Genomic DNA, 23,366 nt, shown 5'->3' with positions numbered 1-23,366 from the left:
CGGTCGGCCGGGACCCTCCCCCACTTCAGGCTCAGGCCGCTGCCGGGAAGATCTTCTCGACGTCGAGGCTCCCTGCGGGCGGAGCCCGCAAAAGCTCGGCTTCGGGCCGTTCGAGGTTGAGCCAGGCCGCACCCTCCTCGGGCTTCAGCACGACGATCTGCCGGTTATGGTAGGGCGCAATGTCGGTCCCGGGCTCGGTGGTCAGCATGGCGAAGGCGCCATCCTTCACCAGACCCGCGACCCAGAAGAGGCGCTCGCCGGCGAGGGTGAACCGCCACTTGGTCTTCCGCTTCTGTCCAGGCTCCGGGTCGGTGAACTCGAAGAAGCCGTCCGCCGGGATCAGACACCGGACCGAGTTGGCGAAGGAACGGCCATCCGAGCGGAAGTTGAACACCGGCGGCCCCTGCGGCGAGCGCCACGCCCAAGGCGTTGTGACCAGCTGGGGACCGCTTCCGCCCAAGGTGATGATCGGCACCCGATCGCCGATCCGGATGGAGGCGGCCGGCCCAAAGTTCGGCATCCCGCCCGGGAACACAAGCGGGTCGCCGCTGCGATTGAAGGTTTCGATTACGCCGTCGAAGGGCAGGATGAGCTGGAATTCGTTGCACATCGCATCATCTCTCCCCGCATCGACGGTCGCCGTCGGTCCGACCGGTGTCGATTGCCATTGAGCGGATCCCGTCCGTTGTCACCGCAGTCGCTGACACGGAACCCGACTCGCCAGCGCGGATTCCCTTCTCATCGAAGGGAGACCGCCATGTCCAAACGCGAACTGATCGAACCGACTCCAGGCGACAAGCGCTATGTCCGCCGTGACAGCGAGGGCCGCTTCGATGAACAGGTCGATGTCGGTAAGTCGTCGGCGCAGGATCAGAAGCGCCAAGCGAAGACCGCGTCGAAGCCGGGCCAAGGCGACAAGGGCGACCGGCGTCACTAGCCCGCCCGCCGCCGCGCCGGCGCCCGCGCCGGCTTCGCGGTGGCGGCGGGCCGGCTTGCCGTCCGCCCGCGCCCGCTGCGCGGCGTGGCGGCGCCCTGGAGACTGGCGCGCAGCGCCGCCATCAGGTCTCCGACTTGGGTGTCGTCCGGCTCGGCTGAGCGAACCGGCGCCTGGCCCTTTTGCTTGGAGGCGATCAAAGCCTTCAGCGCCTCCTCATAGCGATCCACGAACTGATCCGGATCGAACGGGCCCGCCTGCTGCTCGATAATCCGCCGCGCGATCTCAATCATCGCCGGATCGGGCTGCTTGTCCGAGATCGCGCCGAAGACGTCCCGCGTGTCGCGGACCTCGTCGCGGGTGCGCAGGGAGTAGGCCAGAATGCCCTTGCCGCGAGGTTCGAGCGCCAGAAGGCGCTCCCGCGTAGAGAGGACGACGCGGCCAAGCGCGATCTTGCCTTCTGACCGCATGGCTTCACGAATGACGCCGAACGCCTCCTCGGCGATCCCGCCGGCCGGGGCGAGGTAATAGGGATTGTCCCAATAGACCCGGTCGATCTCGTCCTCGGGGACGAAGCGCTCGATGTCGATCGTCTTGGTGCTCTCCAGCTTGACCGACTTGATCTCCTCGTCAGTCAGCAGGATGTATTCGTCCTTGGCGACGGCGGAGCCTTTCACCAGGGACGAGCGATCAACGGGGCCCGTTTCCGGGTCCGTCGTCACCATCTTGATCCGGTTGTTAGTCGCCGGATTGATCAGATTGAAATGGACGTCGCCGCCCGAACTGGTGGCGGTGTAGAGCGCCACCGGGCAGGTCACAAAGGACAGACGCAGGTGTCCCTGCCATGTGGGCCGATAGGCCATCGTCGAAGCCTCCGCACGGGCCATCCGGCCCGCCAAGATTCGACTCAACACCGAGCGGGGTGATTCGCTCCGGCCTCCGGCCTCAGTCGCAGGGCTCGGCTTCGCCGTCGCTCAGGTCAACGGTGAAGCAATGCTCCTGGCCGTCGTCGACCCCCGTCACGAAGATCCGGATTTCGCCGTCGCCATCGACCGGCGGCGCATAGAGTTCAGTGTAGCCGACCGCCGCCGCTTCGTAGCTCGGCGCTTCCACGACGTGGCCATGGCCCCGGCCGACGCCGTCGGCCCAGGCGAAATAGCGGTGCTGTTCAGGATCGGTCATCGGATCTCCTCGGACGTCCAAACGCGAAACCAACCGAAAGGATTCACCGCGATTCGTCCGGGGATAAGGCGCCCGCCCCGTTGACTCCGTGACGAAATGAGAGCCAGAACATTTCAGGAACGTTTATGACACCGAACCACGGGAGGCCGACATGCACGCCCGGCCTTCCGCCGAGCTCGAAACCCTCAGGGCGCGCATCCGCGCGCTTGAGCACGACGGCCGGCCGGCCGGCGGGGCGCTGCCCTTCGGCGTGCCGCCGCTCGACGCGGCCCTTCCCGGCGGCGGGCTCGCGCTGGGGGCCCTGCACGAGGTCGCGGGCGGCGGGGACGGCGCGGTCGACGGCGCCGCGGCGGCGCTGTTCGCCGCCGGCATCGCCGCGCGCCGACCCGGTCAGGTGCTCTGGTGCGTGACCCGCCCGGACCTGTTCGCGCCGGCGCTCAGCCAGGCGGGGCTCGGTCCGGATCGGGTGATCTATGTCGAGGCCGGCGACGAGCCCAGCCTCATGGCCTGTTTCGAGGAGGGCCTGCGGCACGGCGGTCTCGGCACGGTCGTGGCCGAGACGGCGCGCCTCAGCATGACCGCCTCGCGGCGCCTGCAGCTGGCGGCGGAGACCTCGGGCGCCCTGGCTTTGGCGATCCGGCGCTGGCGCCGCGCCGCCGACGCCGCCGACTTCGGCCAGCCCACGGCCGCCGTCACCCGCTGGCGGGTCAGCCCGGCGCCGTCCTCTCCCCTGCCCGTTCCCGGCGTCGGCCGGGGACGGTGGTTCGTCGAACTTCTCCGTTGTCGCGGCGCCGAGGCCGCGGAATTCACCCTGGAAGCCTGTGATGAGACGGGTCGTCTCGCTCTACCTGCCGAACTGGTCCGTCGATCGGCTGCGCCGTCAGCTCGGGAACGACGCGCCGCCGCCTGACCAGCCCCTGATCCTCGTCGGCCGCGTCGGCCGGCGCCGGGTCGTGACGGCCGCCAACGCCGCCGCGCGTCAGGCGGGCGCCCGCGCGGGGCAGGCGGCGACCCAGGCCCAGGCGCTGATCCCGGGCCTCGACGTGCGGGACGCGGACCCGCAGGGCGACGCCGACGCCCTGGAGCGGCTCGCCGTTTGGGCCCTGAAACGTTATGCGCCCGTCTGCCAGACCGATCCGCCCGACGGCCTCGCCATCGACGCCACCGGCGCCGCCCATCTGAAGGGCGGTGAGGCGGCGATGCTGGCCGACATGGTCCATCGCCTCGCCGAGGCCGGCGTCCGGGCCGAGGCCGCCATCGCCCCGGCCTACGGCGCCGCCCATGCCCTCGCGCGCTTTCGCCGCGACCTCCGGATCGTGGACGACGGCGGGATCGACGCGGCTATTGGGCCCCTTCCTCTCGAAGCCTTGCGCCTATCCGGCGACCTGATCGCCGGCCTGAGGCGCATGGGGTTCGAGCGGATCGCCGACGTCGCTCATCGGCCCCGCGCGCCCCTGGCGCTCCGCTTCGGCCCCGATCTGGGCCGTCGCCTCGACCAGGCCTACGCCCGCACGGGAGAGCCTCTGATCCCGGTCGAGGCGCCGGAAGCGCCGCGGGTCGAGCGCGTCTTCGCCGAACCGATCGGCGCGCCGGAGACGCTGGCGCGCTACGCCGGCGCCCTGGCCGCTGACCTCTGCCGGGCGCTCGAGACCGCGGGGCTCGGCGTCCGTCGCCTCGACTGGCTCTGCTATCGGGTCGACATCCGACTCGAAGCGGTCCGCGTAGGCCTCGCCCGGCCGATCCGCGATCTGTCGCGGATCACCCGCCTGTTGACCGACAAGATCGAGACGATCGATCCGGGGTTCGGGATCGACCGGATGATACTCGTCGCCACCAGCGCCGAACGGCTGGACTGGCGTCCCGGCGCGACCGCCCTGGCGGAGACCGCGACCCCGGACGTGTCCGACCTCATCGACGTGCTCGCCAACCGGATCGGCGCCCGGCGTCTCTACCGGCTGCAGCCCGTGGAGAGCGACGTTCCCGAGCGCTCGATGCGCAAGGTCCCGCCCCTCGCCGCGCCGTCCGCCCAGGACTGGGCGCAAGACTGGCCCCGGCCGACCCGGCTTCTGCGCCGCCCCGAGCCCGTCGAGACCCTGGCCCTGTTGCCGGACAATCCCCCGACCCACTTCACCTGGCGCGGAATCCGCCGACGCGTGGTCCGCGCGGACGGGCCGGAGCGGATCTTCGGCGAATGGCGGCGCCGCGACGCCGAATTGCACGCCGTCCGCGACTACTTCCACGTCGAGGACGACGCCGGCGAACGCTTCTGGCTGTTCCGCGCCGGCGACGGCGAGGACGCCACAACCGGCTCGCAGGCCTGGTTCATCCACGGCCTGTTCGGATGACCCCCGCTCCCCGCCCGCACGTTGAACGATCATGACGCTGCAAACCGATCTGTTCGGGTCGCCGCTCGAGCCGGACGGCCTGCGATACGAGCCCGCGCTCGTGACGCCCGACGAACAGGCCGCGCTAGTAGCGGCCTTCGCCGGTCTGCCGTTCGCGCCGTTCGAGTTCCACGGCTGGCTGGGCGCCCGACGCGTGGTCTCGTTCGGCTGGCACTACGACTTCACCCGGGGGCGTCTCGACGAAGCCGCTCCGCTCCCTTTTTTCCTGCACGACCTGCGTGACCGGGCGGCCCACTTCGCCGGCGTCAATTCGACATTGGTCGCCCAGACCCTCGTCACGGAATACGCGCCCGGCGCCGGCATCGGCTGGCATCGCGACCGACCCCAGTACGACAAGATCATCGGCGTTTCGTTCGAGACGCCCTGCCGGATGCGGTTTCGCCGGAAGGCGGGCGCAGCCTGGGAGCGGCGTTACCTCGATCTGGAGCCGGGCTCCGCCTATCTCCTCGACGGCGTCGCCCGTCGTGAGTGGGAACACAGCATCCCGCCTCTGGCCAGCCTCCGCTACTCGGTGACATTCCGGACGCTTGCGCAAACCTGACGCCTTGCCGCCCCCCGGACTCGCCAAAAGAACAAAAAAGGAACATAGCGGCGCGATGCGCTACGCCGAGCTCCACTGCGCGTCCCACTTCTCCTTCCTGCGGGGCGCGAGCTCCTGCGAGGAACTGTTCGGCCAGGCTGCCGTCTGCGGCCTTGAGGCCCTCGCCGTCACCGACCGCAATAGCCTGGCAGGGATCGTCCGCGCACATGAAGCGGCGAAGGTCACCGGCGTGCGGCTGATCATCGGCTGCCAACTCGTCCTCGAGGACGAGACGGCCGTGCTCGTTTATCCCCGCGACCGCGCCGCCTACGCCCGCCTCTGCCGGCTTCTGACCCTCGGCAAGGGTCGAGCGGGCAAGGGCGGCTGTACGCTCGGCTGGGAGGATGTCGCCGTCTTCGCGGAAGGCCTTGTCGCGGTGCTGGTCCCCGACCGCGCCGACGCCCGATGCGAGTTGCAGCTCGAGCGGCTTGTCTCCGCCTTCGGCGCCGACGCTCACCTGGCACTGACCCTGAGACGGCGGCCGAAGGACCAACTCCGGTTGCACCAGCTCTCCGACTTGGCCCGGCGTCACGGCGTGAGAACGGTCGTGACCAATGACGTCCTTTTCCACCACCCAGACCGGCGAATTCTCCAGGACGTGGTCACCTGTATCCGCGAAGGGTGCACGATCGACGAGGTGGGCTTCCGCCGCAGCCGGTTCGCCGACCGCCATCTGAAGCGGGCCCAGGAGATGCACAGGCTGTTCAGCCGATACCCCGACGCCCTCGCCGCCACGGTCGAGATCGCGGACCGGTGCCGGTTCAACCTCGATGAACTGGCCTATCAGTATCCCAAGGAAGCGGCCCTGCCCGGCCTGACGCCGCAGCAGGCTCTGGCGCAGCTGACCTGGGAAGGCGCCGAAAGGCGTTACCCCGAAGGCATCCCGAACAAGGTGCAGGCCACGCTGCAGCACGAACTCGGGCTGATCGAGCGCCTCGGCTACGCGCCCTATTTCCTCACCGTGAACTCCATCGTCAGGTTCGCGCGCAGCCGGCAAATCCTCTGCCAAGGCCGTGGGTCGGCGGCGAATTCGGCGGTCTGCTATGTGCTGGGCATCACCTCGATCGATCCCGGCCGCAACGATCTGCTGTTCGAACGCTTCGTCAGCCAGGAACGCAAGGAGCCCCCGGACATCGATGTCGACTTCGAGCACGAGCGGCGCGAGGAGGTCATCCAGTGGGTTTACGATACCTACGGTCGCGATCGGTCGGCGCTCTGCGCCACCGTCATCCGCTACCGCTCGCGCGGCGCCCTGCGCGACGTCGGCAAGGCGCTCGGCCTGTCCGAAGACCTGATCAAGACCCTCTCGTCCCAGGTCTGGAGCTATTCCAGCGAGGGCGTCGAGGACAAACACGCCGAAGAGCTGAACCTCAACCTTAAGGACCGGCGGCTCAGAATGGCGCTGGACCTGTCGCGCCAGCTCATCGGTTTCCCGCGACACCTGAGCCAACATCCGGGCGGCTTCGTCCTGACCGATGACCGGCTGGACGATCTCGTTCCCATCGAACCGGCGGCGATGAAGGATCGCCAGGTCATCGAGTGGGACAAGGACGACATCGACGCCCTGAAGTTCATGAAGGTCGATGTGCTGGCGCTGGGCATGCTGAGCTGCATGCGCCGCGGCCTCGACCTGCTTCGCGAGCACAAGGGGATCGATCTCGATCTGGCCAGCATCCCGGCTGAGGATCCGAAGACCTATGCGATGATCCGGAAGGCGGACACGCTCGGGGTCTTCCAGATCGAGAGCCGGGCGCAGATGGCCATGCTGCCCCGGATCAAGCCCCGCACCTTCTATGACCTGGTCGTGGAGGTCGCCATCGTGCGACCGGGCCCGATCCAAGGCGACATGGTCCATCCCTACCTCGGACGCCGGGAAGGCAGGGAACCGGTCGACTATCCCAAGCCTGAACTGGAGAAGGTGCTGGGAAAGACGCTGGGAGTCCCCCTGTTCCAGGAACAGGCGATGCGGGTGGCGATCGAATGCGCCGGCTTCACCCCCTCGGAGGCGGACCAGCTCCGCCGCGCCATGGCGACCTTCAAGTTCACCGGCGGCGTCAGCCACTTCAAAGACAAGCTGGTCTCCGGGATGGTCGAGCGCGGCTATACGCAGGAGTTCGCGGAAAAGACCTTCGGTCAGCTGGAGGGTTTCGGCTCTTACGGTTTCCCGGAAAGCCACGCGGCCTCCTTCGCCCTGATCGCCTACGCCTCCTCCTGGCTCAAATGCCATCATCCGGATGTCTTCTGCGCCGCCTTGCTGAACGCCCAGCCGATGGGTTTCTACGCCCCGGCTCAGATCGTGCGGGACGCCCGCGAACACGGCGTCGAGATCCGGCCGGCGTGCGTCAACGCCAGCCGTTGGGACTGCACCCTCGAACCCACCGATCGAGACAGCCGGTTTGCAGTCCGTCTCGGCTTGCGCATGGTCCGCGGGCTGGCCAACGGCGACGCGGCGCGGCTCGTCTCCGGTCGAGCCGACCTGCCGTTCCGGACGATCGACGAGCTCTGGCGGCGAGCGCAGGCGCCGGTCTCAGCCCTGACCCGTCTGGCCGAGGCCGACGCTTTCCTGCCCAGCCTCGGCCTGCAGCGCCGGGAGGCACTCTGGGAGATCAAGGCGCTGCGCGACGATCCCCTGCCCCTGTTCACCGCGACCGCCGAGCGCGAGCATCAACGGATTCCGGAAATCCAGGAACCCGCCCCCGACCTTCTGCCGATGACGGCCGGTCGCGAGGTCGTCGAGGACTACACCCACCTTGGCCTCACCCTCCGCGACCATCCCCTCGCCTTCCTGCGAGATGAACTCCAGCGCCGGCATGTGATGACGTGCGCCGACGGGACGGCTATGCGCGATCGGCGCCTGACCCGGATCGCCGGCCTAGTGCTCGTCCGTCAGAAGCCCGGCTCGGCCAAGGGCGTGATGTTCATCACCATCGAAGACGAAACCGGCGTCGCCAACCTGGTGATCTGGCCCAGCCTCTACGAACAGCGGCGCCGGGTCGTCCTCTCCTCAAGCCTGCTCATCGTGGACGGCAAGGTGCAACGCGAAGGCGAGGTCGTCCACATCGTGGCCACCAAACTCCATGATGGGTCGGACCTGCTCGCCTCCGTCGGCGATCGAGGCGACACCTTCCCCCTGCCCCATGGCCGCGGCGACGAGGTCTATCACGGCAGCGCGCCAGACCCTCGCCAAGCCCGTCCAAAGGCGCGAGACATCTACATCCCCGACCTCCACCTCGACACCATCCGGCCTCGGACGCGGGATTTCCGTTAGGCGCCAATTCCGGACATTGGGGCGCCGCCAACAATCGGACGTTGGCGGCTTGGCTGGCGGAACGTCCGCTCCCGACCCGTTGCGGACATCGGGAATGTCCGATGTGTCTGCGACTGAGCCATCGCCGTTTCGAAGGCACGCTCCTTTCGTCATCGTCAGTTGGGCACGACCTCAGATGTCTCGATCAGAGAGCGTGTGCAGCCGTGCGATGTCTTGCCTGAGCTGTTGAATCTGCATGTCGGGTCTCATCGAGAGCTTTATCACCAGCGCCATCAGCAACAGCACCGCCGACGGCAGTCCCCATCGCATTGCATCAATGACTTGGTCGGCGTTGAAGAAGCGCCAGGCCGCGTATGCCCCGGCCACAAACATCAGGGCTTGGCTGATCATCATGATCCAGTTCACCCAAGCATTGCGTCGGCGGAACAGTCCCAACGCCTGATCGAGAAAGGCGGGCTCCTCGCCAATCTGCTCCAGCAGGCGGCGTTCCTCGTTGCGTAGCTCAGCGTCGATCCGGATGTCTGGGTCAGTCATTGGTATCTCCTTTCAGCGCGGCTCTCAGTTTCAGCCGAGCATGCATGAGGCGGGTCTTGATCGTGCCGACAGGCGCATCGAGGGCAACCGCGACTTCCGCGACCGACAGGTTCTCGAAGTGATGAAGTGCCAGCGCGGCGCGTTGGGCAGGTGGAAGGTTTCTGATGGCCTCGTGAAGCGCCGCTATGTCGGATGCCGGGGTCTCCTGGCCGTGAACGGCCGCCGGCTCGGTCTCTGCCGCCTGTTCCAAGGCGTTCGCCAGCCGGCGGTCCGACTGTCGCCGCCGAATGATGGCCGTCGCCTGACGCGTGGTGATGCGATAGGCCCATGCGGGAAAGGCTATGGGGTCTCGCAATCGCGTCAGCCCGAGCGCGATTTCGACCCATGCCCCCTGGGCGGCGTCGTTGGCCTGGTCAAAATCGCCGAGCAGGCGCCAAGCATGTGCGACCAGCTTCCGGTTCCAGCGCCCAGCTAGACGCCGAAACGCTAACACAGACCCGACTTGAGCCTGACGCACGAGCAATGCATTGTTGTGCCGGTCGTACTGCTCCATGCGCGGACTCTTCCCGGTCAGCGGAGCCTGCGGATCAGCCGCAACTCAAGTTCAACAACCTGGCGCTTGAGCCGGTTGATATGCATCACAGGCCAGAATGCGAACTTGATGGTGAAGGACATCAGGATCATCCCGAGAGCGGGGAAACCCCACCGCAACGCCTCCAAAGCCTCGCTCGACTGGCTGAAGCGCCATGCGCACCAGACGCCGCCTGCGAAGAGCCCGATCTCGGCAGTCATCATCGCAAGCGTTGGCCAGGCATTGCCCCCGCGGAATAGCCCTTTGGCCAACTCGAAAAATCCAGGCTGCTTCTCCAGCGGCGCCAAAGCAGCCAGTTCTTCAGTTGACCAGGTTGCAGGGGTCGTATCGGTCATCTTTGTCTCCTTGACCAAACCGTATGGGAAAGAGGTGTCACTCGCGCGCCGTTCGGTTCAATCCGTCGACCAAAAATCGGCAAGAAGCGTTCGCCACCGCGCAAGCTAACGGTTTGGAGCCCTTCAGCGGCGAGCTGAACGTCTACTTCCCGCCCCTAGCTGGTGCTGAGGCCGTCCGCTTTTCGGCCCGTCATCGACGTCCGCTCTCGACGAGGATGCGCGGGACCGAAATCGACCCGTTGCGGACAGTTGAGTTGACTGATCCCATCGGCCCGGGTCACAAAGTCAGGCTGACGCCCCTCGCCCCGAGGTATCGGCCTGCACCTCATCCGCCTCTGCATCCGGGTCGCGGCCTTGGCTGCGGTCAAACCATCGCATCACCGGTGTGACCGTGATGCCGTGCAGCAGGATCGACATCAGGCAGATCAACCCCACGATGGCCCACAGCCGGTCGCCGCCCTCGAACGGCGCGGCGTTCAGCCCATAAGCCAGATAGTAGAACGATCCCACGCCGCGGATGCCAAAGAAGGCCAGAATCAGCTTCTCGCGCAGAGGCCGCTTCCAGCCGATCAATCCGATCGTGCCGGTCAGGGGCCGCACCAGCAGCACGATCACGGCGGCCACCGCCGCGTCGACCGGCCTCAACGGCGCTAGCAGACCTGACACCAGCGCTCCACCGAACAGCACTAGAACCACCATCATCGCCATCCGTTCGATCTGCTCGATGAAGTCGTGCATCTGGGCTTGAAAGTCGTGGTCTCGATCGGCGTGCCGGAACGCCAGCGCCGTGATGAAGACCGCCAGAAACCCGTAGCAGTGCAGCATCTCCGTCACCGAATACGAGATGAATGTCGCTGCCAAAACGATGAAGCCATCACGTGTCGCTGCCAGCCGCGTGCTGACCGGGATGGCAAAGGTCAGCCACCCGAACAGCCAGCCGATCGCCCAGCCGATAGCCAGCCCCGCGCCGATCTCCCACAGCACGCTGACGGTCAGCCATTCCAAGAACCATTGGGTTTTCTGGCCCGACGCCACCAACGCCAAGGCGATGGCCATGTTGACGAACGGAAACGCCAGGCCGTCGTTCAGCCCAGCCTCGGACGTCAGGCCAAACCGAACCTCGTCTTCTCGCCCCTCGCGCGGCGCTCCCACCTGGATGTCGGAGGCCAGCACCGGATCGGTCGGGGCCAGCGTCCCGGCGAGCAGTATTGCACCTGCCAGCCCAAGCCCCAAGACCGTCCAGCCCAGTATCACGATCGCCGCGACCGACAGCATCATGGTCACGCCCAGCAGTCGCCAGGTCACCCCCCACCTCTGCAGGTTGAAAATCCTGTCGATCTTCAGTCCAGCGCCCATCAGGGCGATAATGACCACAAATTCGGTCAGACGCTCGGTGATGTCGGGATGGCGCTGAGGCAGCGGATCGAACACCACCTGTGGCAAAGCGAAGAGCCCGGCACCGAGGATCACGCAGACGATCGGCAGCGACAGTGGCGCACGCCGGAAAACCAGCGGCAACCACGCCACCAGAGCGACCAGCGCCCCCACCACAAACAGCATCAGGATATATGGATCGGGCATAGGTCTCCGGGGCCATCCGACTGGACCGCGCTTACTTAATGCGACAGCGCCCATAAGGTCGCCGATGCTGGCAAGAAGCTTCACCGGAGTGCCCGATGACCTCCACCCTTGATGCAAACGACCCTTCCGCGCTGCCTAAAGCGGCCGACGCAGGGCTCTAAAGCTTTGTCCGCTTCCCACCCATTGCGGACAGGTGCCGGGCCCGCTGAGCGAACCCGGCCGTCGTCAGAGATCTATTTGCTCAGAGAGCTCCAGGGCGTCGTCAACTTCGATGCCGAGGTAGCAAACTGTGCTCTCCAGCTTGCGGTGACCGAGCAGCAGCTGGCAAGCGCGCAGATTGCCGGTCTTCTTGTAGACCAATGAGACCTTCGTGCGCCTGAGGCTGTGCGTGCCGTAAGCCGCAGGCTCAAGATCGATCAGGCGTATCCATTGATCGACCAGTCTCGCGTACTGCCGTGTACCGATGTGGTGCCCGGCATGACTTCGGCTTGGAAACAGCCAGTCGTCTTCACGCTGCCCTCGAATTTCCAGCCAACCCGCAATGGCATCGCGGGCCGGCTCTGTGATCTCGAAGGGAACCGGGCGTCCGGTCTTCTGCTGGATGACCGTGGAGCGGAGCCTCAACGAACCGCCAGGCGGGACGTCGCTCACACGAAGTTTTACGAGGTCACACGCTCTGAGTTTTGCATCGAGCGCGCAGTTGAACATCGCAAGGTCGCGGACGCGCTTGGCAACCTTGAGCTGCTGTCGGATCGCCCAGATGTGCTTCGGCTTCAACGGAGCCTTCGGGCCGATGAGACGGCCCGCGTTCCAGGGGCGTCGAGGGATGATGAAAAGGTCAGACTGGCGCATGGCCAACCTCCCACGGATGGCCTCCCTGCCCCGGAAGATTGTACACCTGTTCCGTCAGCCGTCCGCCCCGAGCGGATATTGAGCCAGCATCGGAAATGAGACCTGTTGCAATGGACACATTGCGACGATGCCTGCGTCCTTCCCAGTTTGGCGTGGACGGCGCCGATGCGGCGGGTTGACCGGGGCGGCGTATCTTCAGCGGCGATGGATCTACGACGATCTCCCCGTGACCGGCCGCTTTCGATCCGTCGACGCGATGCGGGTCATGGGCCTGATGGACTATCCGGAACTGCCGCCCCCGTTTCGCATGTGGACCCACGCGGGCGACGCGTCGTTCCGCCGTAGGGCCTGACGCCGCGCCTCGACGGCGCGAGCCAATCAGACCTTGCTTATTCGCCCCCGGAAGGTAGGCAGGTTCTGTCCTCACCTGCCGACGAGCCCGGATGTTCAAGAACAAGACCCGTACCTTCCTGCGCCCTTCCCGGCTTGAAGTCTGGGCCGCCGCGGGCCTTGCGGCAGTTCTGGTGTTCTTCCTCGTTAGCGGGTTTATCGCCTACGCGAACGTTTCCGGGCTCCGCACAACCAATCAACAGGTCATCAAAACCCATACGGTGATGATCACCGCTGATGAACTGCTCAGTGCGGTGCAAGACGCTGAGACCGGCCAGCGCGGCTTCGTCCTGACTGGAGATGCCCGGTATCTCGCCCCCTATGAGCGGGCCCATCCAGTCGTCACGGACCGGTTCGAGACCCTCGTTGAATTGACCGCAGACAACCCGCGCCAGCGCGGGACCATCGCCCCCCTCAAACGCCACCTCGACTCCAAGATGGCCGAGCTCGCTCGCATTGTAGCGGTCCGACGCGCCGAGGGTCTTGAGCCCGCACGGGCGCTCATCCTGACCGACCAAGGTTTGTCCGACATGGATGGCATCCGCGACCACGTGGCCGCCATCCGCGCCGAGGTCCTTCGCCAGCGCCAGCAACTGCTCATTGACATGGAAGCGGCCTACCGGACCGCTCTGATCAGCGGCCTGCTTTCCGCCCTGTTTGGCGCGATCCTGACTGTCTCCGTCTTCCTGCTTATCCGCCGCAGCGCCCGGGCCCGCACCCGCGAGGACTGGCTACAGACCGGCAAGGTAGGCCTGACCGAAGCCATGGGCGGCGACCTGACCATCGAGGAGCTGTCCGACGGCGTGTTGGGCTGGCTTTCGCGCTACGTCGGAGCTCAGGCGGCGGCCCTGTTCAAGGGCGAGTCAGGTCACTTCCGCCGCGCGGCGCTTCTCGGCGCACCCGCCGGGGCTCGCGTCCCGACCGAGTTCCGCCTGCGCGAAGGGCTGCTCGGCCAGGTCGCTGCCGATGGACGCCCCACCTTGCTCAACGACGTTCCCGAAGACTATCTGACCATCGGATCGGCCTTGGGCGAAGGTGCGCCCCGCCACTTGGTCATCGCCCCGACGCGCGCCGAGGGCGTCATCAATGGCGTCATCGAACTGGGCTTCCTGCACGAACCCGACGCGCTGGTGCTGCAGCTCTTGAGCGAGGCGGAAGACGCCATCGGCGTGGCCCTGCGTTCCGCCCGCTACCGCTCCGACCTTCAGAACGCCTTGGAGGAGACCCAGCGCCAGGCTGAAGAACTACAGGTGCAGAGCGAGGAGCTGCGCGTCTCCAATGAGGAACTGGAGGAACAGAGCCGCGCCCTAAAGGAATCCCAGGTGCGGCTTGAGCAACAGCAGGTCGAGCTGGAGCAGACGAACAGCCAGCTGGAGGAACAGGCTCAGACCCTGGAGACCCAGAAGGATGATCTGGAGCGCGCCAGTGCGGAACTAAACGCGCGCGCCGATCAGCTCGAACAGGCAAGCCAGTACAAGTCCGACTTCCTGGCGAACATGTCCCATGAGCTGCGCACGCCGCTCAACTCCCTGCTGATCCTCTCCAAGCTGCTAGGCGACAACGCCGACGGCAACCTCAGCGAGGAGCAGGTGCGCTACGCCGACACCATCCAGTCCTCGGGCAACGACCTGCTGACCCTGATCAACGACATCCTCGACCTGTCCAAGATCGAGGCCGGCCACGTCGAGATGCGCCCCGAAGGGGTGTCCCTGCAGCGCGTGGCCGCGGACCTGGATCAGCTGTTCCGGCCGGTGGCGGAGGAGCGCGGCCTTGAGCTGGCGATCTCGGTCGAAGGCGATGTGCCCGACATTCTGGAGACCGATCGCCAGCGGCTTGAACAGATCCTCAAGAATCTGCTGTCCAACGCCGTCAAGTTTACCGAGGCTGGCTCCGTACGGTTGTCGGTCACGGCTGATGACCGCCGGGTTCGCTTCGCTGTGGAAGACACCGGCATCGGTATCTCGCCGGATCAGCAGGCTGCGGTGTTCGAGGCCTTCCAGCAGGCGGATAGCGGCATCAGCCGGCGCTTCGGCGGCACAGGCCTGGGCCTGTCCATCTCGCGCGAACTGGCGCGCCTGCTCGGCGGCTCGATCAGCCTGCGCAGCGCGCCGGGCGAAGGCTCGACCTTCACCCTGAACCTGCCGCAGACCTATTCGCCCGCGGTCCAAGCGCCCGTCCCCGCACTGGAGGCCCGCGTCGGCCTTACGCCCAAGGCTGCCGGTGCTCCAACGAAAATCGGGCGCGTCGCTCCCATGCCGCGCGCCATCGAGGACGACCGCAATGCGCTCAGCGGGTCGCGCCGTCTCCTGCTGGTGATCGAGGACGATGACCGCTTCGCCGGCATTCTGCGCGACCTGTCGCGCGAGCTTGGTTTCCAGTGCCTGGTCGCCGGCACCGCCGCGGACGCTTTGGCGCTCGCCCGCCGCCATTCGCCCAGCGCCATCGTCCTCGACATCGGCCTGCCGGACCAGTCGGGGCTCACGGTGCTGGACAGCCTTAAGCGCGATGACCAGACGCGCCACATTCCCATCCACATTGTCTCGGCCGAGGATCATAGTCATACGGCCCTGGCGCTGGGCGCGCGCGGCTACACGCTGAAGCCGGTCAAGCGTGAAGACCTCGCAGAGGTGCTGTCGGGGCTGGAGAAGACCCTTGAGCGCACGGTACGTCGCGTGCTCATCGTCGAGGACGACCTTGTCCAGCGCGAGGCTGTCCAAGCCCTGCTCGCGTCCGACCAGGTCGAGACCGTCGGCGTCGGAACGGCCGCCGAATGCCTGACAGCCCTGGCGGAACAGACCTTTGACTGCATGGTGCTGGACCTGACCCTGCCTGACGCCTCAGGGACGGGGTTGCTGGAGACGCTCAGCCGGGACCACGAGCACGCCTATCCACCGGTGATTGTCTACACCGGCCAGGACCTCTCGGCAGAGCTTGAGCAACAGCTACGTCGCTACTCCAGTTCCATCATCATAAAGGGCGCCAAATCGCCCGAACGCCTGCTGGACGAGGTCTCCCTCTTCCTGCACCAGGTCGTGTCGGACCTGCCGCCCGAGCAGCAGAGTATGATCCGCAAGGCCCGCAACCGCGACGCAGTGCTCGAGGGCCGCAGGATCCTCATCGTCGAGGACGACGTGCGCAACGTCTATTCGTTGACGAATGTTCTTGAGCCGAAGGGCGCCGTGGTGGCGATCGCGCGCAACGGCCAGGAGGCGCTCGACCAGCTCGAGGCCGCTGCGTCCGATCCTTCGCAAGGGATCGATCTGGTGCTGATGGACGTGATGATGCCCGTGATGGACGGCCTGACGGCCACGCGCCGGATCCGCGAGGACAGCCGCTTCGGCAAGCTCCCCATACTAATGCTGACTGCCAAGGCCATGCCGGACGACCAGGAGCGCTGCCTCGCCGCGGGCGCCAACGATTATATGGCCAAGCCGCTGGATGTGGACAAGCTGCTGTCCCTCGTCCGTGTGTGGATGTCCCGCTGAGACCTGCCATGCCAGAAAGCTTGGAAGACCTGGAAATCCAGCTGCTGCTGGAGGCGCTCCATCAGCGGTATCATTTTGACTTCCGACACTACGCCCGCGCGTCGATAAAGCGTCGGCTGACCCAAGCCCGCGACCAGATGGGCTTCGCCAATTTCTCAGCGCTGCAGGCGGCCCTGCTGCACGAGCCTGCCATGCTGTCGCGCATGCTGGGCTATCTGACCGTGCAGGTCAGCGAGATGTTCCGGGACCCCGGCTATTTTCGGGCGCTGCGCGAGAAAGTGGTGCCGCACCTGCGTACCTGGCCGTCGCTAAAAGTCTGGGTTGCGGGCTGCAGCCACGGCGAGGAGGTCTATTCGCTCGCAATTCTGTTCAAGGAAGAGAGCCTCTACGACCGCACCCTGTTCTACGCGACCGACATAAATCCCGAAGCCCTGCGCGCGGCCGAGGCCGGGGTCTATCCCTTGGACAGAATTCGACGTTTCACCGAAAACCACCAGAAGTCCGGGGGGCGTTCCTCACTGTCGGACTATTACACCGCCGACTACGGCCGGGCCGTCTTCGATAAGAGCCTCCGCGAAAGGGTGGTTTTCTCCGACCACAGCTTGGTGACCGACGCCGTCTTCGCCGAAATGCAGCTGGTGTCCTGCCGCAATGTGATGATCTATTTTGATCGTGAGCTGCAGGACAGGGCCATCGGGCTGTTCCACGATACCCTTCCGCGCAACGGTTTCCTCGGCTTGGGTTCGCGCGAAAGCCTGCGTTTCTCCAGCCACGCAGGAGCCTTCACCGAGTTTGTCGGCGACGAGAAGATCTACCGTAAGCAGGCCGCATGACCGACGCCGTCGTCCCCGCCCGCGCCCGCTCCGCGATCGTCATCGGCGCCTCGGCCGGCGCTGTCGAGGCCCTTCTCGCCCTGCTGCCGGCCCTGCCCGCCTACAGCCCGCCGATCCTGGTCGCCGTCCACGTCCCGCCCGATCGCGACAATATGCTGGTCCCACTGCTGCAGACCCGCTGCGGCTTGCACATAAAGGAGGCGGAGGACAAGGAACCGGCCTGCCCCGGCACAATCTATTTCGCGCCGCCGGACTATCATCTGCTGGTCGAACAGACCGGCGACCTGGCCCTGTCCTCGGATGAGGCTGTGCACTATTCCCGCCCGTCGATCGATGTCCTGTTCGAAAGCGCCGCCGACGCATGGGGCGCCGGCTTGGCCGGGGTGATCCTGACCGGCGCCAATGATGACGGGGCGGCCGGTCTGGCGGCGGTGGCGCGCGCCGGCGGTTTCGCCATGGTGCAGGATCCGACGCAGGCCGCCGCCTCCGCCATGCCGGAAGCGGCCTTGACCGCCTGCCCACGCGCCCAGCCACTTTCGCTCGCGGCCCTCGCCGCCCGCCTCGCCGACTGGAGCGCCAGATGACCGCCCACCCCACGCCCGCAACCGTCTTGATCGTGGACGACCTCGAGGAGAACCTGGTCGCGCTTGAGGCTCTGTTGCGCCGCGACAGCTTACAGGTGCTCAAGGCACGCTCCGGCGACGAGGCGCTGGAAATCCTGCTCACTACTGACGTGGCGTTGGCCCTGCTCGACGTGCAGATGCCGGGTATGGACGGCTTCCAGCTGGCCGAGTTCATGCGCGGCAATACCCGCACCCGCCATATCCCGATCATCTTCGTCACCGCGGGCAGTGCAGACCGGCAGCGGCGCTTCCGGGGCTATGAGGCCGGGGCGGTGGACTTTATCCAGAAGCCGATCGAGCCGGACGTGCTGCGAAGCAAGGTAGAGGTCTTCATTGATCTCTACGACTACCGCCACGAGGTCGTGCGCCAACGCGATGAACTGGATGCCCATGCCGCCGCCCTGGTTGCCGCGGACCGACGCAAGAACGAATTTCTGGCGGTGCTGGGACATGAGCTGCGCAACCCGCTGATGGCGCTGCAGGCGGGTCTCCAACTGTTGGAGCGGGACGCTGGAGCAGACGCCGCCGTCGTGGTGCGAGCCCGTATGACCACTCAGGTTCACCACCTGTCTCGCCTGATAGAGGACCTCCTGGACGTCACCCGGATTGACCAGGGAAAGATTACCCTGCGGCTGGAGCGGGTGTCGGTCCAGACCGTGCTGGACTCGGCCGTCGACACCAGCCGACCAAAGGTGACCGCCGGTCGCCACAGCCTGAAGATAGAGGGCCCCGTCGAAGCCGCCTGGATCATGGCGGACTTCACCCGCGTGTCCCAGATCCTCAGCAACCTGCTGACAAATGCCGCCAAATACACCCCGCCGGAAGGGGTCCTGTGCCTCGTCACCAGGCTTGAGGCCGACACCGTCGACTTCGAGGTCTCGGACAACGGGATCGGTATTCCCCCCGAAATGCAGGACGGAATCTTCGACCTATACACCCAGGCCCCGGGCCCCGACGGACGCTCCGCCGAGGGACTCGGCATCGGCTTGGCGCTGGTCCGGCAGTTGGTCCAACTGCACAAGGGCGACATCACTGTCCGAAGCGATGGCCCGGGACGGGGGAGCACATTCAAGGTTCGGCTGCCGCGCGCACTTTGACCCGCACCTCGGCATCAGCGTGCAGGTCTATTCGTTGCGCGCCTCTGCCGAAGTTTCACCTGGTGGCGCTCGTACTGACACCCAAGAACCTGGCCGGTGAGCTTGTCGCCCCCTAGCGGAGTTCATCAATACGGACTTCAGGCCTGCGCCAACAGCGGACCGAGACGCCTCGGCGGAAAGTAGACGTTGCTTTCGATCAACTTGTAATCGATCTCAGCCCGCCGGCGAGCGTCTTCCGGGACTTGGCAGCCAATCCGGACGAAACTAGGCTACGCTGGCGGGCACACGCGGACGCTCGATCAGACGCTCGCTCGTCAAGCTCCGCTCCATTTTCCACGCCCTGCCAGCGTGGGCGGGAGCAATGCCTGTGACGAACATTGACGGTGAACCGACCCCGCCCGCACTGAGCCACCTCGATCTTTTCCTCCGCTTCCTGCGCTTTGGACTGCTCGCCTTCGGAGGCCCCGTCGCACAGATCGCCATGATCCGACGCGATCTGGTCGAGGATGAGCACTGGATTTCCAGCGCGCATTTTAACCGTCTCCTAGCCGTGCTCCAGATCTTGCCGGGGCCGGAAGCCCACGAACTCTGCGTGCATCTGGGGATGCGGGCGAAGGGTCGCCTCGGCGGGCTTCTTGCCGGGCTGGGATTCATGACGCCGGGTCTGCTGATCATGCTGGCGATCGGCTGGGCCTACGTCGAGTTTGCCCCCCTGATGGCCGTACTCGCAGGCGCCTTTCTTGGCGTTCAGTCGGCCGTCATCGCTATCATCGCCAGAGCCGTGCACAAGATCGGCTCGCACATCCTGGAGGACGGCTGGCTTTGGGGCGTCGCCCTGGTCGGCTTCGTTGCGACGCTTGCGGGAGTGAGCTTTTGGCTCGTGCTTCTGGCGGGTGGGACGACCTATGCCCTGGTCAAAGGCGGTCGATACGTCATCGCCGGAACGGCCGCAGTGACCTTCTGCGTTCTTGTCGCCTTGGCCCACAACCCGCTCGACGGCGCCCTGATCCATGCCGGGGAAGCCGGAGCCGGCGCGCTGGCGATGTTCTGGACGGGACTGAAGGCGGGGCTCCTGACGTTCGGTGGAGCCTATACGGCCATCCCATACGTCCGAACCGACACCGTCGGACGTGGCCTGATGAATGACGGGCAGTTCCTCGACGGCGTCGCTTTCGCAGGCGTCATTCCGGCGCCGCTCGTAATCTTCTGCACCTTCGTCGGCTTCATTGTCGGCGGCTGGAGCGGCGCCCTCGCAATGACGGCCGGCGTCTTCCTGCCTGCGTTTGCTTTCTCGATGGTCCTTTATGAGCGGCTCGAACGGGTCGTCGCCGACGAGAGACTGCACCGGGTGCTGGCGGGCGTTGCCGCCGCGGTCGTCGGCATCATCGCGGCGACCTGCGTTCAGCTGGGTTGGGCCACCCTGCAGCGCGTGCCGTCGGCGCCGGCCGCAATTGCAATCTTCGTCCTTGCACTGACGACCGTCTGGTTCTGGAAAAGTCGCTACGCTCCGGCCGTCGTCCTCTTGGGTGCGGCTCTGGCCGGATGGGCGGTGTTCAGATGATCGCTGGTGCAAGCCCTGTCAGGACAGCGCCAGTTTCGGACCTTGAGGGCATGCCGGAGCGCGGACTTTGGGGCGAGGAGGCGCGCGCGGTCTGGCGGAGACCATCAATTCAACTGGCGGTTCGCGGTCCGGAGCGGACTAGACTGGGCTGAACTGATTCGGCGGCCACATGTCTCGGGACACCATTTTCATCTGCCACGCCACGCCGGACGACAACGATTTTGTCCGTTGGCTCGGCGCGAGACTTACGGGCCACGGCTACAAAGTATGGGCGGACATGTTCGGCTTGAAGGGCGGAACGCCGTTCTGGAGCACGATCGAGGACGCGCTTCGGGAGCACGCCTGCAAGGTCATCTTCGTTGCCTCGACTGAGAGCGTCGATCCCCAGCGCCAAGGGGTAAGAAACGAGCTCTCCGTGGCCGACGCGGTGCGGAAAACGCTGGCGGACCCAAGCTTCATCATCCCGGTTCGGATCGACGGCGTCGCCTTCGCCGACTTTCCGATCCTCGTGCACCAGCTCAACGCCATCGATTTCAGCAAGGGCTGGGGTCCTAAACTCGTTGAACTGCTCGACACGCTCGACACCGCCAACGTGCCTCGCCTTGAGCACGACCAGACCGCCGAGTTCGAACGATGGCGACAGGACGCGGCCAAGACCGCAGCCCTCGTCAACGCCGAGCCGGAGCCTGTGCTGACCAGCCTGTCTCCCATCAACTCTCTGCCGGCCACACTGCGCTATCTAAAGGTCAACGCGGACGCCGCAATCGTCGCGCAGTCGCTGCGCCCGAGCGGGATTCCCTTCTCGGTCTTCTATCAGTTGCTTTTGACCTTCGCCGACCTCGATGAGGTGAATGCGGCCCTGCCGACGCCGTTTGTCGCCGAGCTCCGCGCCGAACGTCCGCTGGAGGACTTTCTGCAGGGCCCCTCAGCCGACGTCACGAGTCCCAAGCGCGGCGACGCTCACAATATCGCCACGGCCTTGTTCCGGGAGCATGTGGAGCGGCATCTGCTCAGCCGCGGCCTCAAACCCCTGGAGCAGCGCTCGGGATCGGCCTTCTATTTCCCGGCCGATCTCCTCGCCAACAACAAAGTCATCTATACGGCCGCGTCCGGAAAGCGGACCTACAAGAAGGTCGTGGGTCGCAGCGAGCGGAACCGCGTCTTCTGGCATCTGGCAATGAAGGTGACTGTCGTCCTCGGACCGCCGGCGTTCGTTCGGTTCAAGCCCTATGTCGCTTTCTCCGACGACGGGCAGGCTGCAATCACGGATCCGAAGCGAACGACACCGATACGCAGGCGGTTCTGCAAGAATTGGTGGAACCAGCACTGGCGCCAGCTTCAGGAAGCCTTCGCCGCCTGGCTGGCGGACGGACAGTCGGACTGCGTCATTCCACTCGACGGAGACCAGAGACTAACCCTCGCCGGTCGGCTGCTGCAGCTGACCGCCCAGAGACACATCGTCGGAGATCTCCAGTTCCAGGACGACGCTGAAGATCCGGACGAACCGGAGGATGATGACGACGACGGCGTCTTCGATGCTGATGCTGAGGACGAGGCATGAGCGACTGGACACTGACGCACATCGACGAACCGATGCTTAGCTTTGGCTTCAACCAGAAGACCGAGCATCCAAAGGACGGCCTATTCCTGTTCGGCCCGCCGGCCTCCAACCAGAATCCCGCGCGCATGGATGTGGGCGTGATCGGAACGCTGGAGGGGATCAGGCGGTACGAGACCTGGGTGAAGGCCTTGGGCGCGACGATCGCGGCTCCGGAAAGCGGCCGCGAAGAGAACAAGACGATGTGGCCGGGATTTCAGGCCGCGTTCGGCGTGCCCTGGCCCGCGACGCCCTTTGCCAAGATCACGATCGACGGCGATCTTCTGAGCCGCCGCATCCGCAGCGAGGATCGACATGACGGGATTTTCCGCGCGGTCGATGTCTATGGCGACGCCTTGCGGAAATACCTGCGCGAGCAGGAAGCCCGACCGCAGTTCTGGTTCGTGGTCATCCCCGAAGAGGTGCATCGGTTCGGTCGGCCGAAATCCATCGTGCCTCGAGAACAACGGGAGAAGGCATCAGGAACGATCGGGCGTCGAGCTGCGAAGTCCATCCTGTCGGCAGGCTCGCTCTTCGTCGAAGAGATGGAGGCCGCCGCGCTCTATGAGTATGAGCTCAACTTCCACAATCAGCTGAAGGCTCGGCTGCTCGACACGGGCCAGGTCTTGCAGGTGGTTCGGGAAACGACCCTGACCCCTTCCGAGTTCGAGGAAGGTGCCCGCAGGTCCCTGCAGGATCCGGCGTCGGTCGCTTGGAACCTCGCCACGACCAGCTTCTACAAGGCGGGCGGCCGCCCGTGGCGGGTCGCAGAGGTCCGCGAGGGCGTTTGCTATGTCGGGCTGGTGTTCAAACACATCGAAAACGCCAACGGCCGCGACAACGCCTGTTGCGGTGCCCAGATGTTTCTGGATTCTGGCGAAGGCGTGGTTTTCAAGGGCGCCGTCGGACCTTGGTTCTCATCCACCGACCACAGCTTCCACCTGAGCCGCGAAAAGGCCGCGGAACTGATGGGGATGGTGATCGCCTCCTACACCGAGATGCACGGCCGCCCGCCAGCCGAATTGTTCATCCACGGCAAGACGTGGTTTGAGACGGCGGAATGGGAGGGTTTCCAATCGACCGTGCCCCCGGAGACCAGACTGGTCGGCATTCGCATCCGGCGGCAGAACGAGTTGAAGCTGTTTCGCTACGGCAGTCGGCCGGTGTTGCGGGGGACCGCCATCCTCGCCTCGGATCGTCGCGCCTACCTCTGGACGACCGGCTTCACGCCTCGGCTTAACACCTATCCGGGCCGGGAGGTGCCGAACCCCATCACCGTAGACATCGTCCAAGGCGAGGCGGACATCCGGCAAGTACTCACCGACCTAATGTCGCTGACCAAACTGAACTTCAACAACGCCGGCTTCGCGGACGGCCTGCCGGTCACGCTGCGCTTCGCTGACCTGACCGGTGAAATACTTACGGCAGGCCCGACCGACATCACCGCGCCGTTGCCGTTCCGATATTATATCTGATCGCAATCGCGCCCGGGGCGTCGCGGGCCCGCATCCACTAGA

At 65.7% G+C, this 23,366-nt stretch carries 21 protein-coding genes; 13 read left to right on the top strand and 8 right to left on the bottom strand.

The window, feature by feature from the left end; genetic code table 11:
• Positions 1 to 31: 31 nt before the first annotated feature.
• Positions 32 to 610 (bottom strand): SOS response-associated peptidase, encoded by a 579-nt coding sequence (locus tag JL11_RS08485; protein ID WP_054765291.1) that lies wholly within the window; start codon positions 608 to 610, stop codon positions 32 to 34.
• Between the two features lie 147 nt (positions 611 to 757).
• Between JL11_RS08485 and JL11_RS08480 the strand changes: the two genes are divergently transcribed.
• On the top strand, positions 758 to 937 hold the full coding sequence (locus JL11_RS08480; protein ID WP_054765290.1) for a hypothetical protein: 180 nt from the start codon (positions 758 to 760) through the stop codon (positions 935 to 937).
• On the opposite strand, the gene ku is transcribed toward JL11_RS08480, so the two are convergent.
• Positions 934 to 1,797 (bottom strand): non-homologous end joining protein Ku, encoded by an 864-nt coding sequence (ku, locus tag JL11_RS08475; RefSeq protein WP_054765289.1) that lies wholly within the window; start codon positions 1,795 to 1,797, stop codon positions 934 to 936. The genes JL11_RS08480 and ku overlap by 4 nt on opposite strands.
• 82 nt (positions 1,798 to 1,879) lie before the next feature.
• The gene (locus JL11_RS08470; protein WP_054765288.1) at positions 1,880 to 2,116 is read right to left on the bottom strand and encodes a DUF5961 family protein; all 237 of its coding nucleotides are present in this window, start codon (positions 2,114 to 2,116) and stop codon (positions 1,880 to 1,882) included.
• Positions 2,117 to 2,267: 151 nt separating this feature from the next.
• Here JL11_RS08470 and JL11_RS08465 point away from each other — a divergent pair, with 151 nt between their 5' ends.
• Genes JL11_RS08465 through JL11_RS08450 form a run of 4 tightly spaced genes read left to right on the top strand, consistent with a single transcriptional unit; the run spans position 2,268 to position 8,369 of the window.
• Positions 2,268 to 3,026 carry an ImuA family protein gene (locus JL11_RS08465; RefSeq protein ID WP_054765287.1) on the top strand — a complete coding sequence of 253 codons (759 nt, stop codon included), beginning with the start codon at positions 2,268 to 2,270 and terminating at the stop codon, positions 3,024 to 3,026.
• Positions 2,941 to 4,461, top strand: a complete 1,521-nt coding sequence (locus JL11_RS08460; protein WP_054765286.1) for a Y-family DNA polymerase — start codon at positions 2,941 to 2,943, stop codon at positions 4,459 to 4,461. Before JL11_RS08465 ends, JL11_RS08460 begins: the two co-directional genes overlap by 86 nt.
• Positions 4,462 to 4,492: 31 nt before the next feature.
• Positions 4,493 to 5,062, top strand: a complete 570-nt coding sequence (locus tag JL11_RS08455) for an alpha-ketoglutarate-dependent dioxygenase AlkB (RefSeq protein ID WP_054765285.1) — start codon at positions 4,493 to 4,495, stop codon at positions 5,060 to 5,062.
• Positions 5,063 to 5,117: 55 nt separating this feature from the next.
• Complete coding sequence (locus JL11_RS08450; RefSeq protein WP_054765284.1) at positions 5,118 to 8,369, top strand: error-prone DNA polymerase; 3,252 nt, start codon at positions 5,118 to 5,120, stop codon at positions 8,367 to 8,369.
• Positions 8,370 to 8,540: 171 nt separating this feature from the next.
• Here the strand turns inward: JL11_RS08450 and JL11_RS08445 are convergent, their stop codons facing one another.
• The 5 genes from JL11_RS08445 to JL11_RS08425 form a co-directional block, all read right to left on the bottom strand.
• On the bottom strand, positions 8,541 to 8,903 hold the full coding sequence (locus JL11_RS08445; RefSeq protein WP_054765283.1) for a DUF6768 family protein: 363 nt from the start codon (positions 8,901 to 8,903) through the stop codon (positions 8,541 to 8,543).
• Positions 8,896 to 9,456, bottom strand: coding sequence for an RNA polymerase sigma factor (locus tag JL11_RS08440; RefSeq protein WP_054765282.1), 561 nt, complete (start codon positions 9,454 to 9,456; stop codon positions 8,896 to 8,898). Before JL11_RS08440 ends, JL11_RS08445 begins: the two co-directional genes overlap by 8 nt.
• Positions 9,457 to 9,473: 17 nt before the next feature.
• Entirely contained in the window at positions 9,474 to 9,830 is a 357-nt protein-coding gene (locus JL11_RS08435) for a DUF6768 family protein (RefSeq protein WP_054765281.1), read from the bottom strand.
• A gap of 285 nt (positions 9,831 to 10,115) precedes the next feature.
• The gene (locus JL11_RS08430; protein WP_054765280.1) at positions 10,116 to 11,411 is read right to left on the bottom strand and encodes a cation:proton antiporter; all 1,296 of its coding nucleotides are present in this window, start codon (positions 11,409 to 11,411) and stop codon (positions 10,116 to 10,118) included.
• Positions 11,412 to 11,636: 225 nt separating this feature from the next.
• Positions 11,637 to 12,263, bottom strand: a complete 627-nt coding sequence (locus tag JL11_RS08425) for a tyrosine-type recombinase/integrase (protein ID WP_054765279.1) — start codon at positions 12,261 to 12,263, stop codon at positions 11,637 to 11,639.
• Positions 12,264 to 12,390: 127 nt separating this feature from the next.
• Between JL11_RS08425 and JL11_RS18230 the strand changes: the two genes are divergently transcribed.
• The 8 genes from JL11_RS18230 to JL11_RS08390 all read left to right on the top strand — a co-directional run bounded on the left by JL11_RS18230 (position 12,391) and on the right by JL11_RS08390 (position 23,324).
• Complete coding sequence (locus JL11_RS18230; protein WP_125902269.1) at positions 12,391 to 12,615, top strand: DUF4334 domain-containing protein; 225 nt, start codon at positions 12,391 to 12,393, stop codon at positions 12,613 to 12,615.
• A 91-nt stretch (positions 12,616 to 12,706) separates the two neighbouring features.
• On the top strand, positions 12,707 to 16,138 hold the full coding sequence (locus tag JL11_RS08420) for a response regulator (RefSeq protein WP_054765278.1): 3,432 nt from the start codon (positions 12,707 to 12,709) through the stop codon (positions 16,136 to 16,138).
• Positions 16,139 to 16,146: 8 nt separating this feature from the next.
• The gene (locus tag JL11_RS08415) at positions 16,147 to 16,971 is read left to right on the top strand and encodes a CheR family methyltransferase (protein ID WP_054765277.1); all 825 of its coding nucleotides are present in this window, start codon (positions 16,147 to 16,149) and stop codon (positions 16,969 to 16,971) included.
• Positions 16,968 to 17,555: a chemotaxis protein CheB gene (locus JL11_RS08410; protein ID WP_054765276.1), complete on the top strand. Its 588-nt coding sequence runs from the start codon at positions 16,968 to 16,970 to the stop codon at positions 17,553 to 17,555. The genes JL11_RS08415 and JL11_RS08410 overlap by 4 nt, the downstream gene beginning before the upstream one ends.
• Positions 17,552 to 18,691: a hybrid sensor histidine kinase/response regulator gene (locus JL11_RS08405; RefSeq protein WP_054765275.1), complete on the top strand. Its 1,140-nt coding sequence runs from the start codon at positions 17,552 to 17,554 to the stop codon at positions 18,689 to 18,691. Before JL11_RS08410 ends, JL11_RS08405 begins: the two co-directional genes overlap by 4 nt.
• A 367-nt stretch (positions 18,692 to 19,058) precedes the next feature.
• Positions 19,059 to 20,252 carry a chromate efflux transporter gene (gene chrA, locus JL11_RS08400; RefSeq protein WP_054766881.1) on the top strand — a complete coding sequence of 398 codons (1,194 nt, stop codon included), beginning with the start codon at positions 19,059 to 19,061 and terminating at the stop codon, positions 20,250 to 20,252.
• 169 nt (positions 20,253 to 20,421) lie between these two features.
• Positions 20,422 to 21,813 carry a toll/interleukin-1 receptor domain-containing protein gene (locus JL11_RS08395; protein WP_054765274.1) on the top strand — a complete coding sequence of 464 codons (1,392 nt, stop codon included), beginning with the start codon at positions 20,422 to 20,424 and terminating at the stop codon, positions 21,811 to 21,813.
• Positions 21,810 to 23,324 (top strand): argonaute/piwi family protein, encoded by a 1,515-nt coding sequence (locus JL11_RS08390; RefSeq protein ID WP_054765273.1) that lies wholly within the window; start codon positions 21,810 to 21,812, stop codon positions 23,322 to 23,324. Before JL11_RS08395 ends, JL11_RS08390 begins: the two co-directional genes overlap by 4 nt.
• Positions 23,325 to 23,366: the final 42 nt, after the last annotated feature.

It is taken from the genome of Brevundimonas sp. DS20 (assembly GCF_001310255.1).
Classification (GTDB): domain Bacteria; phylum Pseudomonadota; class Alphaproteobacteria; order Caulobacterales; family Caulobacteraceae; genus Brevundimonas; species Brevundimonas aurantiaca.
Note: the sequence above shows the minus strand (reverse complement) of the source record. Positions and strands in the feature narration are given on the sequence as shown.